Annotated in this window: 13 protein-coding genes; 7 read left to right on the forward strand and 6 right to left on the reverse strand. The window is 64.1% G+C overall.

Going from position 1 to position 13,634, the window contains the following annotated elements:
• The first annotated feature begins 45 nt into the window (after positions 1 to 45).
• A complete protein-coding gene (locus CSC74_RS02145) occupies positions 46 to 453 on the forward strand; it encodes a hypothetical protein (RefSeq protein ID WP_162312769.1) in 408 nt (135 codons plus the stop codon).
• Positions 454 to 592: 139 nt separating this feature from the next.
• Here the strand turns inward: CSC74_RS02145 and CSC74_RS02150 are convergent, their stop codons facing one another.
• Positions 593 to 2,779: a M3 family metallopeptidase gene (locus tag CSC74_RS02150; protein ID WP_162312770.1), complete on the reverse strand. Its 2,187-nt coding sequence runs from the start codon at positions 2,777 to 2,779 to the stop codon at positions 593 to 595.
• Positions 2,780 to 2,948: 169 nt separating this feature from the next.
• Between CSC74_RS02150 and CSC74_RS02155 the strand changes: the two genes are divergently transcribed.
• From CSC74_RS02155 to CSC74_RS02165, 3 genes are all read left to right on the forward strand, one after another.
• On the forward strand, positions 2,949 to 5,003 hold the full coding sequence (locus tag CSC74_RS02155; RefSeq protein ID WP_246192911.1) for an amidohydrolase family protein: 2,055 nt from the start codon (positions 2,949 to 2,951) through the stop codon (positions 5,001 to 5,003).
• A gap of 682 nt (positions 5,004 to 5,685) precedes the next feature.
• Positions 5,686 to 6,168 (forward strand): glutathione peroxidase, encoded by a 483-nt coding sequence (locus CSC74_RS02160; protein WP_162312771.1) that lies wholly within the window; start codon positions 5,686 to 5,688, stop codon positions 6,166 to 6,168.
• A gap of 7 nt (positions 6,169 to 6,175) precedes the next feature.
• Positions 6,176 to 6,574: a hypothetical protein gene (locus CSC74_RS02165; RefSeq protein ID WP_162312772.1), complete on the forward strand. Its 399-nt coding sequence runs from the start codon at positions 6,176 to 6,178 to the stop codon at positions 6,572 to 6,574.
• Between the two features lie 117 nt (positions 6,575 to 6,691).
• Here the strand turns inward: CSC74_RS02165 and CSC74_RS02170 are convergent, their stop codons facing one another.
• From CSC74_RS02170 to CSC74_RS02190, 5 genes are all read right to left on the reverse strand, one after another.
• On the reverse strand, positions 6,692 to 6,877 hold the full coding sequence (locus CSC74_RS02170; protein WP_162312773.1) for a TlpA family protein disulfide reductase: 186 nt from the start codon (positions 6,875 to 6,877) through the stop codon (positions 6,692 to 6,694).
• Between the two features lie 15 nt (positions 6,878 to 6,892).
• On the reverse strand, positions 6,893 to 7,672 hold the full coding sequence (locus tag CSC74_RS02175) for a ferredoxin--NADP reductase (protein ID WP_162312774.1): 780 nt from the start codon (positions 7,670 to 7,672) through the stop codon (positions 6,893 to 6,895).
• A 174-nt stretch (positions 7,673 to 7,846) separates the two neighbouring features.
• Entirely contained in the window at positions 7,847 to 9,490 is a 1,644-nt protein-coding gene (locus CSC74_RS02180; RefSeq protein WP_162312775.1) for a pseudouridine synthase, read from the reverse strand.
• Positions 9,487 to 10,356, reverse strand: coding sequence for an SMC-Scp complex subunit ScpB (scpB, locus tag CSC74_RS02185; protein ID WP_425501401.1), 870 nt, complete (start codon positions 10,354 to 10,356; stop codon positions 9,487 to 9,489). The genes CSC74_RS02180 and scpB overlap by 4 nt, the downstream gene beginning before the upstream one ends.
• Before the next feature lie 153 nt (positions 10,357 to 10,509).
• Complete coding sequence (locus CSC74_RS02190) at positions 10,510 to 11,424, reverse strand: segregation and condensation protein A (protein ID WP_162312776.1); 915 nt, start codon at positions 11,422 to 11,424, stop codon at positions 10,510 to 10,512.
• Positions 11,425 to 11,763: 339 nt separating this feature from the next.
• Here CSC74_RS02190 and CSC74_RS02195 point away from each other — a divergent pair, with 339 nt between their 5' ends.
• From CSC74_RS02195 to CSC74_RS02205, 3 genes are all read left to right on the forward strand, one after another.
• Complete coding sequence (locus tag CSC74_RS02195) at positions 11,764 to 12,063, forward strand: YciI family protein (RefSeq protein ID WP_162312777.1); 300 nt, start codon at positions 11,764 to 11,766, stop codon at positions 12,061 to 12,063.
• Positions 12,060 to 12,338 (forward strand): BolA family protein, encoded by a 279-nt coding sequence (locus CSC74_RS02200; protein WP_162312778.1) that lies wholly within the window; start codon positions 12,060 to 12,062, stop codon positions 12,336 to 12,338. The genes CSC74_RS02195 and CSC74_RS02200 overlap by 4 nt, the downstream gene beginning before the upstream one ends.
• Positions 12,339 to 12,511: 173 nt before the next feature.
• Positions 12,512 to 13,552, forward strand: coding sequence for a LacI family DNA-binding transcriptional regulator (locus tag CSC74_RS02205; protein WP_162312779.1), 1,041 nt, complete (start codon positions 12,512 to 12,514; stop codon positions 13,550 to 13,552).
• The last annotated feature ends 82 nt before the right edge of the window (positions 13,553 to 13,634 follow it).

Below are 13,634 nucleotides of genomic sequence, written 5' to 3' on the forward strand. Positions count from 1 at the left end.
ACGGGGGATTAGTTTCGGGTCATTCCCCAACCATGGAGTCGCGCCATGAAACGCATTCCTCTCGGCCTGGCCACGCTGATGTGCCTTGCCGCCGGACCTGCGGCTGCGCAGCAGTTGCTGCAACCCTCCGTTCCGGCCAACAAGCCGGTACCCACGCAAACGGGAGTCGGCCCGCAGCTCGAGCAGGCGCAGCCGATGCAGGTTCCCAAGGTGGCTACGGATCCCGACCAGCGCCCGCAATCGTCCAGTCCCATTCCCAGCACGGGACCGGCGAAACAGGTGTCCGCGGAACAGGCCACGCCTGCGCGGAAAAATCCCGCAAGCGTGCTCGATGCGGCCGGCAAGCCGCTCGGTGGCATGATCCAGGTCGCCCCCAACCGCGTGTACGACCCGGCCACCGGTCTTTATCACTGGACACGGATGGAAGGGCAGCAGCAAAAGCTGATCGACTAGCAGGGCCGCCCGCCGGGCGCGGGCATGGCTTCAAGGGCGTTGATCGTAAAGTCGATCGTGAAACCGCAAGCAACGACGCCACCCGGAGGTGGCGTCGTCGAGGCAACAACCGGGCCGGCATCGGCCGGTGGTGCCGGACTTACTCCTTGCTGGCTTCGGACGCAGGGGCGGCGCCATCGCCGGCTTCCGCCAGCAACCCACGCTTTTTCAGCAGCGGCTCGATCTTCGGTGCGTGACCGGCGAAATCCTGGAACAGCTGCAGCGCATCCTTGCTGCCGCCCTGCGAGAGCAGGGTCTTGCGGAAATGGTCGCCATTGGCGCGGGTCAGGCCGCCATGCTGCTCGAACCATTCCACGCTGTTGGCGTCCAGCACTTCCGACCAGATGTAGGCGTAGTAACCCGCCGAGTAGCCGCCCATGATGTGGCTGAAATACGGCGTGCGGTAGCGCGGCGGCACCGGCGGATAATTCAGGCCATCGGCGGCCTGCGCATCGGCTTCGAATTTCATCACGCCCGCCGCATCGGGCACCTGGTCGGCCCCGATCTGGTGCCAGCGCTGGTCGAGCATGGCCGCACCCAGGTATTCGGTGGTGGCGAAGCCCTGGTTGAACTTGGACGCGGCGATCACCTTGTCCAGCAACTCCTGCGGCATCGGCGCGCCGGTTTCGTGGTGCTTGGCGTAGTTCTTCAGGATCGCCGGCCAGTCGGCCCACATCTCGTTGACCTGCGACGGATATTCGACGAAGTCGCGCGGCACGCTGGTGCCGGTGAAGTAGGGGTATTCCACATTCGAGAACATGCCGTGCAGCGCATGGCCGAATTCGTGGAAGGCGGTGGTCACTTCGTCCCAGGTCAGCAGCGTCGGCTTGCCGGCCGGCGGCTTGGGAATGTTGAGGTGGTTGGCGACGACGGGCTTGTAGCCGGTCAGATCGGATTGCGACACATAGGAATTCATCCATGCCCCGCCGCGCTTGGACGGGCGCGCGTACATGTCGGCGATGAAGATCGCCAACTGCTTGCCGTCGGTGTCGAATACGTCGTAGGTGGTGACGTCGGGGTTGTACAGCGGCAGGTCGGTGCGCTTCTTGAAGGTCAGGCCATACAACTGGTTGGCGGCGTAGAACACGCCGTTTTCCAGCACGTTGTTCAATTCGAAGTACGGCTTGAGCTGGGATTCGTCGAAGTTGAATTTGTCCTTGCGCACCTTCTCGGTATAGAAGGACCAGTCCCACGGCGCCAGCTCGAAATCGCCGCCTTCCTTCCTGATCATCGCCTGCAGGTCGGCGGCCTCGCGCTTGGCGTTGGCCACCGCGGCGGGGGCCAGCTTGCCGAGCATGTCGTTGACCGCCTGCGGGGTCTTGGCGGTTTCGTCTTCCAGCACGTACGCGGCGTGATTGGGATACCCCAGCAGGTTGGCGCGTTCGGCGCGCAGTTTCATGATCCGGGAGATGATCGCGGTGTTGTCGAAATCGCCGCCGTGGCTGCCGCGGGCGATCGAAGCCTCGTGCAGTTTCTGCCGCGTGGCGCGGTCGGTCAGCTCGGATTCCGGCGGCTGGCCGGTGGTGTTGAGCAGGGTGATGACGTACTTGCCTTCCAGCTTGCGGGTCTTGGCCACATCGGCGGCGGCGGCGATCTGCTCGGGGGTGAAGCCGTCGAGCTGCTTGGCGTCGTCGATGATCACGGCCGAGGCGTTGACGTCCTTCAGCACGTTGTCGCTGAACTTGCTGCCCAGTTCGGCCAGCTCGGAATTCATCGCCTTGAGCTTGGCCTTGTCGGCATCGGAAAGCTTGGCGCCGGAGCGCACGAAATCGGTGTGGTAGCGCTCGACCAGGCGCACGCCTTCCGCATCGAGGCCCAGCGTGTCGCGCTTGTCGTACAGGGCCTGGATGCGTGCGAACAGCTTGCCGTTGAGGCCGATGGCGTCGCCGTGCGCAGCGAACTTGGCCGCGTAATCGGCGCGCAGCTTGTTGCGCGCATCGTTGGTGTCGGCGCCGACCAGGCTGAAGAACACGGTCTGCGCACGATTCAGCTGCTGACCGCTTTTTTCCAGGGCCAGGATCGTGTTGTCGAAGCTCGGGGCTTCGGGGTTGTCGGCGATCGCGTCGATTTCCTTCAATTGCTCGGCCATGCCGGCGTCGAAGGCGGGAGCGAAGTCGCTGTCCTTGATCTTGTCGAACTGCGGGTAGTGCAGTGGCAGCGGGCTTTCCGCGGCGAAGGGATTGGAAGTCTGGGCGGCTGCGGCGGTGGCCGGAGCGGCGGCCTGTGCATAGGCGGGCATGGCGAGTCCAAGGGAGGCGGCAAGCGCCAGGGCGAGGCGGGTGGTCATACTGCGGATTCCTTGCAGAGTCGGACTTTACAGGCTAACCGATGCCCGGCCGCCGGGCCTGTGACGAAAGGCAGGGGTAGCCGGAAGTCGGGGCTGGGATATGCTCGCGGCTTCGGCCTGCGGCCAACCGGCGCACGGCCCGGTCCCTGGATTGCCTGGAGATGCCCTGATGCAGCGTACCTCGATGAAACGTGCCCTTTGCCTGTGCCTTGCGTTGTTCCTTGCCGGTCCGGCGATGGCGGCCGAGACCCTGCGTTATGTCGCCCTGGTCGATGGCGGCACCAAGGCCGGCGAACAGGTCGTGCGCAAGGACGAAGACGGCAGCATCCATGTCGATTTCATCTTCAAGGACAACGGCCGTGGCCCGGAACTGAAAGAGGAGTACCGGCTGGCGGCCGATGGCACCTACAGCGAGTACAAGGTGACCGGCACTTCCACCTTCGGCGCCAAGGTCGATGAAACCTTCGCGCGCAAGGGCGACCAGGTGGAATGGAAGTCGACTTCCGACCAGGGCAGGCAGGCGGTCGCCGGCAGCGCGATGTATTCGGCGCTCGGTGGCACTCCGGAGGGTTTTTCGGTAGCGCTGTCGGCCCTGGCCAAACGCAGCGACGGCAAATTGCCGCTGATTCCCAGCGGCACGCTGAGCGTGCGCAAGGTCGGCGATGCCGAGGTGGCGCGCGGCAGCGACAAGCGCAAGGTGCAACTGGTCGCCATGACCGGCGTCGGCCTGACCCCGACCTTCGCTTGGGCCACGACCGGCGACGATCCGCGCTTGTTCGCCTTCATCTATCCCGGATTCCTGCAGCTCATCGAAGAAGGCTGGGAAGCCAATGCCGATGCACTGGAAAAGCAACAGAAGCAGGCCGAAGGCGAAGTGCTGCTGGGCATGCAGCAGCGCCTGGCCCATCCCTTGCCCGGCACGACCCTGATCCGCAACGCCCGCGTGTTCGACAGCGAGCATGCGATCCTCGGCCCGGCTTCCGACCTGTTGGTCGAGGGCGGGAAGATCGTTTCGATTTCCAAGGGCGGCGGTGAGCTCGCCAAGGCCGACAACATTGTCGACGCCGGCGGCAGGATCCTGTTGCCGGGCCTGTTCGACATGCACGCGCATTTCGGTCCGTGGGATGGCGGCCTGCATCTGGCGTCGGGCATCACCACCATCCGCGACATGGGCAACGACAACGCCACCCTGCAGCAACTGATGGTGCAATTGGGGGAAGGAAAATTGCTGGGCCCGGACATCGTGCCGGCGGGTTTCCTCGAAGGCGAAAGCAAGATGTCGGCGCGCAACGGCTTCGTCATCAAGGACCTGGCCGAGGCGAAGAAGGCCATCGACTGGTACGCCGACCACGGCTATCCGCAAGTCAAGATCTACAACTCGTTCCCGAAGGCGATCCTGCCGGAAACCACCGCCTATGCGCACCACCGCGGCCTGCGCGTCAGCGGCCACATTCCTGCGTTCCTGACCGCGCATGAGGCGGTGGAGCAGGGCTACGACGAGATCCAGCACATCAACCAGGTGCTGCTGAACTTCTTCGTCACCCCGGAAACCGATACGCGCACACTGGAACGTTTCTATCTGGTGGCGAAGAAGACCGCGGGCCTGGATTTCGACTCGAAGCCGGTGCAGGACTTCATCGGCATGCTGGCGCAGAAGCGGATCGTGATCGATCCGACCCTGGCGACGTTCGAGTTCCTGCATCAGCGTAATGGCGAGTTGTCGCCGATCGTGGCCGACGTGGCCGATCACCTGCCGCCGGACATCCAGCGCAGCCGCCGCGCGGCCGAAATGGATATCCCCGACGATGCCACCGCGGCGCTGTACACCAGATCGTTCGACAAGCTGGTCGAGTTCGTAGGGCGCATGTACAAGGCGGGCGTGCCGATCGTGGCCGGCACCGACGAGCTGTCGGGTTTCACCCTGCAGCGCGAGCTCGAGCTTTACGCGAAAGCCGGGTTGACCCCGGCGCAGGTATTGCAGGTGGCGACCTGGAACGGGGCCAGGTACACCGGCACCCTGCAGGACCGCGGTTCGATCGCCGTCGGCAAGCTCGCCGACCTGGTGCTGGTCGATGGCGATCCCACTACCAATATCTCCGATATCCGCAAGGTCGCGCTGGTGATCAAGCAGGACAAGGCGTATTACCCGAGCGAGATCGACGAGGCGTTGGGAATCAAGCCGTTCGCGGAACCGGTGCGGGTGAAGGCTCGGGATAGGAAATAGATAGCGCCCAATGGGATCCATCCCGCTCTTGCTCGCTTTAACGTTCGCGCCTGGGATAGCTGGCACCTTTGTGCTGTGGCATGAGGCCGCCTGGAAGCTATCGTCAGAGACTACCGGAAGCCCGAAGCTTCTCACGCGCTGGAGCTACCGCTATCTCATTTTTTCCTTCTGGTTCATGTTTTCATTTCTATCGATTGGCCCACTTACTACTTGGCAGCTGATAAAGATTCCGGAGATTCAAACTTTCGGCCGTGAGCACGCTTGGCTATTGTTTGCTCTCGCTGTTCCGCCTGCTTTGCTCCTTTATTATCTGCATCGCCGGTTTGTACGCTGGGCTGATCCCCGAAAGATTGAAGGCCGAAGAAAGCTGGCCGCTCGTGTCGCCCGACTTGGGCGCTAACAATCCATTAAAGCCGCCCCGCTTTGCGTATCGACCGGTCGAAGAGCTCCTCTCCCATCGGGAGAGGGGTGAGGGTACGGTGGAGCTGAGGTGGTTCAATCGTCATCAGTCTCGTCGTACCCTCATCCACCCCGTATCAAGTACGGGGCAGGCTCTTCTCCCGGGGGGAGAAGGGATCGATACAGCCAGCCCAGCCATTTCTATCTGACGGCCCACGCATTCCGGTATTGCCAGTACGCCCGATGCGGTGTCTGATGTCGCATCCCCATACGGAAGACGGCCATGACCACCGCATACGACTTCGACGCCATCGACATCGATGGGAAAACGGTGTCCCTCGCCGACTACCGGGGCAAGGCCCTGCTGGTCGTCAACGTGGCTTCCAAATGCGGCTTCACCCCGCAATACGCCGGGCTGGAAAAGCTCTGGCAGGATTACCGCGAGAGCGGCCTGGTGGTGCTGGGTTTTCCCTGCGATCAGTTCGGCAACCAGGAACCGGGCAACGAGGAAGAGATCAAGAACTTCTGCTCGCTGACCTATGAAGTGGACTTCCCGATGTTCGCCAAGATCGAAGTCAACGGCGCCCAGACCCATCCGCTGTGGAAGTGGTTGAAGAAAGAGAAGGGCGGGTTGCTCGGAATCGATGCGATCAAGTGGAATTTCACCAAGTTCCTGGTCGGACGCGACGGCAAGGCGATCAAGCGTTACGCACCGACCGACAAGCCCGAATCCATCGCTGGCGATATCGAAGCCGCACTGGGTTGATTCCGCGATGGCTGGGTCCCCGGCTGCAAACCCCTTCGATATCGTCTTCACGCAGATGGACTATGGCCTGCGTGCGCACGTGACCGGCATCAACGGCACGTTGGAAACGACGCTGGCCTACTGGCGTCGCATTGCAGAGGAAGTGCGCAGGGTGCGGCCGCCGGGCGTGCTGGTGGTGGACGACATGGATGGCGAGCCACCTCCGCCAGAACAACTGCTGACCTTCGTCCTGTCGATGAAAGGCGAAGGCATGGAGGATGTGCACATCGCCTGTGTCGAGAGGGATGCGGCTCAGATCCCCCAGGTCGAACTGGCCGGATTGATGGCCTACGAACACGGATTCAATGCACGCATCTTCGACCGGGAAGAGGCTGCCGTCGTATGGATGCGCTACGGCGAGCGTTGACCATCCGGCTGCCGTTCAAATACTTCTTCCGGTAGGGCATAAGGCGGGCTCAGGCCCGCCGCATGCGGCAATGGCGATTCCATTCGACGGGCCGGGGCCCGCCCTATGCGCTAGGCATCAGCTACCGCCGGCGGGTCGCTTCAACGCGTCTTCCGGCAGCAGGGCCAGGATTTCCTTCATGAATCCCTCGAGCATTTCCGGCGAATAGCCGCGATGGACATGGACGATCCTGCCGTCGCGATCGATCACGAACATGTTGGGTAGCGACTGCACGCCGTATTCGTCGCTGGCGATACCCCTCACGCCAGCGGGCGGCGGTTACTTTTCGACGAAAGCGCGCTCGAAGACGTACTGGCCGGCGCTGCCGATGCGTGGCGCGGGAGCGAAGCCGCGCGCATCGAGGATCCCGCGCAGGTCGGCGAGCATCTGCGGGCTGCCGCAGATCATGGCGCGGTCGTGCTGCGGATCCAGTGGCGGCAAGCCCAGCGATTCGCTCATCCGGCCGCTTTCCAGCAGTTCGGTCAGTCGCCCATGGTTGGCGAAATCCTCGCGGGTGACCGCCGGATAGTAGAGCAGTCTTTCGCGGATCTGCTCGCCCAGGAATTCGTGCTGCGGCAATTCCTTCTCGAAATAATCGCGGTAGGCGAGGTCGTGCGCATGGCGCACGCCATGGGTCAGGATCACGCGGTCGAAGCGTTCGTAGGTCTCGGGATCCTTGATGATCGACAGCCATGGCGCCAGGCCGGTGCCGGTGCCGAGCAGGTAGAGGTTGCGTCCGGCATGCAGGTCGCTGATCAGCAGGGTGCCGGTGGGTTTCTTGCCGATCAGGATCGTGTCGCCGGGCTGGATGTGCTGCAGGCGCGAAGTCAGCGGGCCGTGGGGCACCTTGATGCTGAAGAATTCCAGTTGTTCTTCCCAGTTGGCGCTGGCGATGGAATAGGCGCGCATGAGGGGTTTCGTTTCCCCTTGCAAGCCGATCATCACGAACTGGCCGTTGTCGAAACGGAAGCCGTCATCGCGGGTGGTGGTGAAGCTGAAGTAATCGTCGGTCCAGTGACGGACGTCGAGCACCGTTTCGGTGCCAAAGGCGGAGGACATGGGGATCGGATGCGGTGAGTCAGGTGCGTATTGTAGCCGGCGCGGGAAAACGAGCCTTGTAGGAGCGACGCAAGTCGCGAAATCCGCACGGTTTGAGGTTACGGACTTCGCGACTTGCGTCGCTCCTACGCGCGCGGGGGTTCATGGAAAAGGGCGCCGAAGCGCCCCTTTCGATCAACCGTGGCCGCCACCGCGCGGACCGCGTGGCCCGCGGTTGCCGCCACTGGGCGGCCGGCCGGCGCCGCGTGGGCCCGCGGGGCGTGGACCGGCATTGTTGCCAGGACGATTGCCGGCCGGGCGTGCGCCCTGCGGACGCGGTGGGCGCGGCTGCTGGCCATACGGGTTGTAGGCGCCAGGGTTGGCGTGGTCGGAAGGAAAGCTCGGCGCATTGCCCGGATGGCCGTAGGGGCGCGGTGCGCGCTGCTGGCCTTCTCCCTGACCAGCCGGACGGGGACCGCGTGCGCCGGGGCCGCGCGGGCCACGCGCTTCGTTGCCGAAGTTGCCTTCGCTGCGTGCCGCGTACGGACGGTTGCCGCCTGCGCCAGGACGTCCCGCTCCGCCCGGGCGTGCTCCGCCGGGACGCTGGCCACCCGGCTTCGCACCGTAGGGCTTCGGCGGTCCCGCATTGCGGTGGCCGGTCGGGCCGGTATCCACGCCTTCTGGCACATACCAGCTGCGGAACGCGGCCGGATTGCCATCGGGAAGCGGCTTGGGTCCCTTGGTGGGGCGCGACTTGAACGGCTTCTGCGATTGCTTGGCCGCGGCTTCGCCGCTGACCGTCAACCCGCCATGCGGCTTCTTGCTGCCGAAACGGCCACGGCCGCGGTCTTCGCGCACGTTGTCGAAACGGCGCAGTTCACGGCCTTCATCGGCGGTGTTGTGGCCGTTGACATAGGCCTGTCCCGTGCCACGACCCGCGCCGATGTGCACGGTGGCCTTGGCCGCCTTGCGTTGGCCGATCACCGGCTGCAGGGTGAGTGCGGGCGGAGCGCCGGTTTCCAGGTTGAGTTCGGCGCGCAGCTTCTCGACCTGCGCTTCGGGCAATTCCTGCGACTGCCCGCGCAGCAGCGGCTGCGGCAGGCTGATCTTGCCGTAGCGCGTGCGCTTGAGGCGGCTGACCTGGCAACCCTGCGATTCCCACAGGCGGCGGACTTCGCGGTTGCGGCCTTCCTTGACCACCACGCGGAACCAGTCGTGCGAGTCGGTGCCGCCGATGCGTTCGATCACATCGAACTTGGCCGGACCGTCTTCCAGCGCCACGCCACGGGCAAGGCGATCCACGAGATTGTCGGGAACCGTCTCCATGCCTTCGGGCGCGCGCACGCGGCAGACGTATTCGCGTTCGACTTCATGCGACGGGTGCATCAGCGCGTTGGCGAGTTCGCCATCGGTGGTCAGCAGCAGCAGGCCGGTGGTGTTGATGTCCAGGCGGCCGATCGCGATCCAGCGCGCGCCCTTCAAGGCCGGCAGCGCTTCGAAAATGGTGGGGCGGCCTTCCGGGTCTTCGCGCGTGGTCACCTCGCCTTCGGGCTTGTTGTACAGCAGCACGCGCGCCGGTTCGGTCAGGGCGCTGGCGACGAAGGTCTTGCCATCCAGCTCTATCTTGTCGCCGCCGGTGATGCTCATGCCGGTCTGCGCGACTTCGCCATTGACCTTGACCAGTCCATCGGCGATGCGCTGTTCCAGCGCGCGGCGCGAACCCAGGCCGGCCTGGGCCAGGACCTTGTGCAGGCGTTCGGAAAGCTTGCTGGTGTCGCCGGCTTCGGCGTTGTCGCCGCCGCGCTTCAGGGAAAGCTTGTTGCGGGGGGTGTCGCTCATTGTTTCTGCTCCGACGAAATCGGGCTGTCCGGATCGGCGCCTTCGGTTTCGTCCTGTTCTTGATGGATGTGTTCTTCGGAAGACGGGTCTTCGGAAGATTGTGCTTCGGAAGGAATCTCTTCCCGTCCGGGGTCGTCCTGTCCAAGGTCGTCGGCCGCGTCTTCAGCGTCGGCGTCCCCTTGCATTTCGTCATCGGCCGCCTGTGGCTCGTCGCCGGCTTCCGTCGTCGGGTTTTCCTGCATGGAGTCTTCCTGCGCAGGGTCTTCCTGTGCGGAATCCGGGCCGGGAAGCCCGGCTGGCACCGGCGCCTCGTCCATGAACAACTGCGGCTCCAGTTCGCCGATGTCCTTGAGTTCCGACAACGGCGGCAATTCGTCCAGGCGTTTCAGACCGAAATAGTCGAGGAAGATCTTGGTGGTGCCGAACAGCGCCGGCTTGCCGGGCACGTCGCGGTGGCCGACCACGCGGATCCACTCGCGTTCTTCCAGGGCCTGGATGGTGTTGCTGCTGACCGCCACGCCGCGGACCGCTTCGATCTCGCCGCGGGTGATCGGCTGGCGGTAGGCGATCAGGGCCAGGGTTTCCAGGGTGGCGCGGGTGTATTTGGTCTTGCGCTCGGTCCACATGCGCGAGACCCAGCCATGCACTTCCTCCTTCACCTGGTAACGGAAGCCGGAAGCGACTTCGACCAGTTCCACGCCGCGTTCGGCGCAGGCGTCGCGCAACTGTTCAAGCGCCTGCTCGACGCTGTCGGGCGGTGCCGGTTGCTCCTCCGGGAACAGTCCGTGCAGCTGCGTCAGGGTCAACGGCTGGTTGGCCGCCAGCAGGGCGGCTTCGACGATACGGGTGATCAGGGCTTGGTCCATGCGGTCGTATATTTTCTTGAAGTGTTTTCTTGGTTCGGGCGGGAACTGCAATAAACATGTGGGAGGGGCTTCAGCCCCGACGCTTTCCGGTCCGTGTTCGTCGGGGCTGAAGCCCCTCCCGCAACAGCCCTGTCGCGATTGTTCAGAGATTCATCAGGCGTCGTTCGCCGCGTCGCCGTCATCGAACTCGCTGGAAAACGCCAGCGGTTCATTGGTGTTGTTCAGGGCCAGCGACTTCAGGTAGATCGGCGCCAGCGGCGCTTCCTGGACGAAGTCGAGCAATTGTTCCTTGGCCAGTTCCAGCATCGCCAGGAAGGTGACCAGCACGCCCTGGCGTCCTTCTTCCGGAGTGAACATGGACTCGAAACGGTGGAACTTGCCGTCTTCCAGGCGCGTCAGCACATCGCCCATGCGCTGGCGCACGCTCAGCGCATCGCGCTTGATCGCATGGCCGGTGAACAGGTCCGCGCGCTTGAGCACGTCGTGCAGGGCCAGCAGCATCTCGCGCAGGTCCACCGGTGGCGGCAAGCGGACCACGCTGCGTTCCGGCACATGCGCCTGCACCGGCGTGGTGTCGCGGTCCTGGCGGGGCAGGGCGTCGATATCCTCGGCGGCCTGCTTGAAGCGTTCGTATTCCTGCAGGCGGCGGACCAGCTCGGCGCGCGGATCGCCCTCTTCGCCGTTTTCGCTGATCGGGCGCGGCAGCAGCATGCGCGACTTGATCTCGGCCAGGATCGCGGCCATGACCAGGTATTCGGCGGCCAGCTCGAAGCGCAGGTCCTGCATCGCCCCGATGTAGTCGACGTACTGGCGGGTGATCTCGGCGACCGGGATGTCGAGGATATCGAGGTTCTGCCGGCGGATCAGGTACAGCAGCAAGTCCAGCGGGCCCTCGAACGCATCCAGGATCACTTCCAGCGCATCCGGCGGGATGTACAGGTCCTGCGGGATCTGCAGCACCGCCTGCCCATGCACCATCGCCAGCGGCATCTCGTGTTGCTGAGGAGCCTGCTGCGGTTTGGACGTATCGATTTGCGGGTTCGCGTCTTGCGCGAGTTCAGAGGTCATCTAATAAAGCCATGAATTGCAGGCATCACGGTGGCTGGGGCCAGCGTGCTTCGGTATTACGGCTTAACAGCGCGTCGCGGTGCGATCGCATTCCCACACATCAAGCAGACAGCACGCGCCACGGGGGTGGGGCGGCGGACAGCGAGGAGGTCATCGGGCCCGGGCGGTAGGGGGCAGCGAATCGGCCGTCGGGACGTCTGGCGAATGGGCCGGATCCGGGCGGGCCGCTGCTTCCGGCCGTGCAATGGGGCAAGAGTAAGCGGTGGCGAGGCCGGTGTCCAGCGCCCGGCCTGCCGGGGAACCGTACAATTCAGGCTTGGATGATTCCGGAGAAAATACATGTGGTATGCGATCGAGGGTTACGACGCGGCCGAAGCATTGCCCAGGCGGATGGCCGCAAGACCCGCCCATGTGGCGCGCCTGATCGCGTTGCGCGACCAGGGTCGGTTGCTGCTGGCGGGGCCGTGCCCGGCCATCGACGCCGAAGATCCGGGCCCGGCCGGATACAGTGGAAGCATCGTGATCGCGGAATTCGATTCGCTGCGGGCGGCGCGCGATTGGGCCGATGCCGATCCGTATATGGAAGTGGGCGCCTATGCGCGGGTCGAAGTCCGTCCCTTCCGCCAGACACTGCCTTGAACCGGGTCGAACGCATCCGCCAGGCGCTGGAGTCGGCCTTCGCCCCCAGCCTGCTGGTAGTGAACGACGACAGCCACAAGCATGCCGGCCACGAGGGCGCGCGCGATGGCCGGGGGCATTTCAGCGTGGAGATAGTCAGCGCCGCTTTCCAGGGCAAGGCACCGCTGGCGCGTCACCGTGCCGTCTATCTCGCGCTCGGGGAAATGATGACTACCGATATCCACGCGCTTTCCATCCAGGCGCGCGACCCGGACCAGACTGCGCCGGACATTTGACGTCCTGGTGGGACCGGGAATGACGCATTGCAGCATCGATGTCGCCCGAATGTTCCACGCAAGCCAATGATTTATATGGCTTTACCAGCGGCAATAACATTGACTTTACATATGTTGTTGGAAACGTTTACAGTCCGCCCAGCTTGCTGAGTCCGAATCGTTGAGGGCAGCGAATGGCGCGAACCACAGTCACCATCAAGGATGTCGCACGCGAGGCTTCGGTCTCCGTCGCCACCGTGTCGCGCGCATTGAACGGACACGAGAATGTCGCCGAGGGCGTGCGCAAGCATGTGGTCGAAATCGCCAGCCGCCTGCGCTACCAGCCGCATGCCGCCGCGCGCAGCCTCAGCAGCCGCAGCACCCAGACCATCGGCGTGGTCCTGCCCGACCTGTATGGCGAGTTCTTCTCGGAACTGATCCGCGGTATCGACGTGGTCGCCCGGGCCCACCGCAAGCATCTGCTGGTTTCCAGTTACCACGGCCATCCGGAAGAGCAAGGCGAGGCATTGCGGGCCATGCGTGGTCGTGTCGATGGCCTGCTGGTGCTGTCGCCGTACGCGGATCGTCCCGGGTTCCTGACCGACAACCTGCCCACGGCTCTGCCGGCGGTATTGATCAACACCCAGTTGGCCGATGCCGCCTATCCGGTGTTGAGCATCGACAATTTCGGTGGCGCCACGGCCATGGTCCGGCACCTGGCCGAAGCCGGGCACCAGCGTATCGCCTTCATCTGTGGCCCCGAGGACAACTTCGATGCGCGCGAGCGCCTGCGTGGCTACCGCAGCGCGCTGGCTGAATATCTACCGGGGGCCGAGGCCCTGGAACTGCCGGGCGATTTCGACGAGTCGTCCGGTTATGAGGCCGGCAAGCTGATCCTGACGGAGAAGCAACGCCCGGATGCGGTTTTCGCGGCCAACGACATGATGGCGTTGGGTTGCCTGTACGCCTTCAACGAGGCCGGCGTGAAAGTCCCGACGGACATCGCCCTGGCTGGTTTCGACGACATCCCGCTCGCGCGTTTCGTCCATCCCACTCTGACCACGATGCGGATCAGCATCGCCGAACTGGGCGGACTGGCGCTTTCCCGCCTGTTGCAGGCGATAGAAGCCGATGGCGTCGCCGATCTCACTCCCCATACCCTGGCGCCCGAGTTGATCGTGCGCGAATCGACCCTGCATGCAACGCGCCAGCGAGCGAAAGCCGGCGATATTTGAGTCACGCGTTTTTTTGATCTGAAATGTAACCGGTTCCAATTGCTGTTCTCATCCGACTGCCAACCCTGGGAGGGGAGAGGTC

The sequence above is a fragment of the Pseudoxanthomonas yeongjuensis genome (assembly GCF_010093345.1).
GTDB lineage: Bacteria > Pseudomonadota > Gammaproteobacteria > Xanthomonadales > Xanthomonadaceae > Pseudoxanthomonas_A > Pseudoxanthomonas_A yeongjuensis.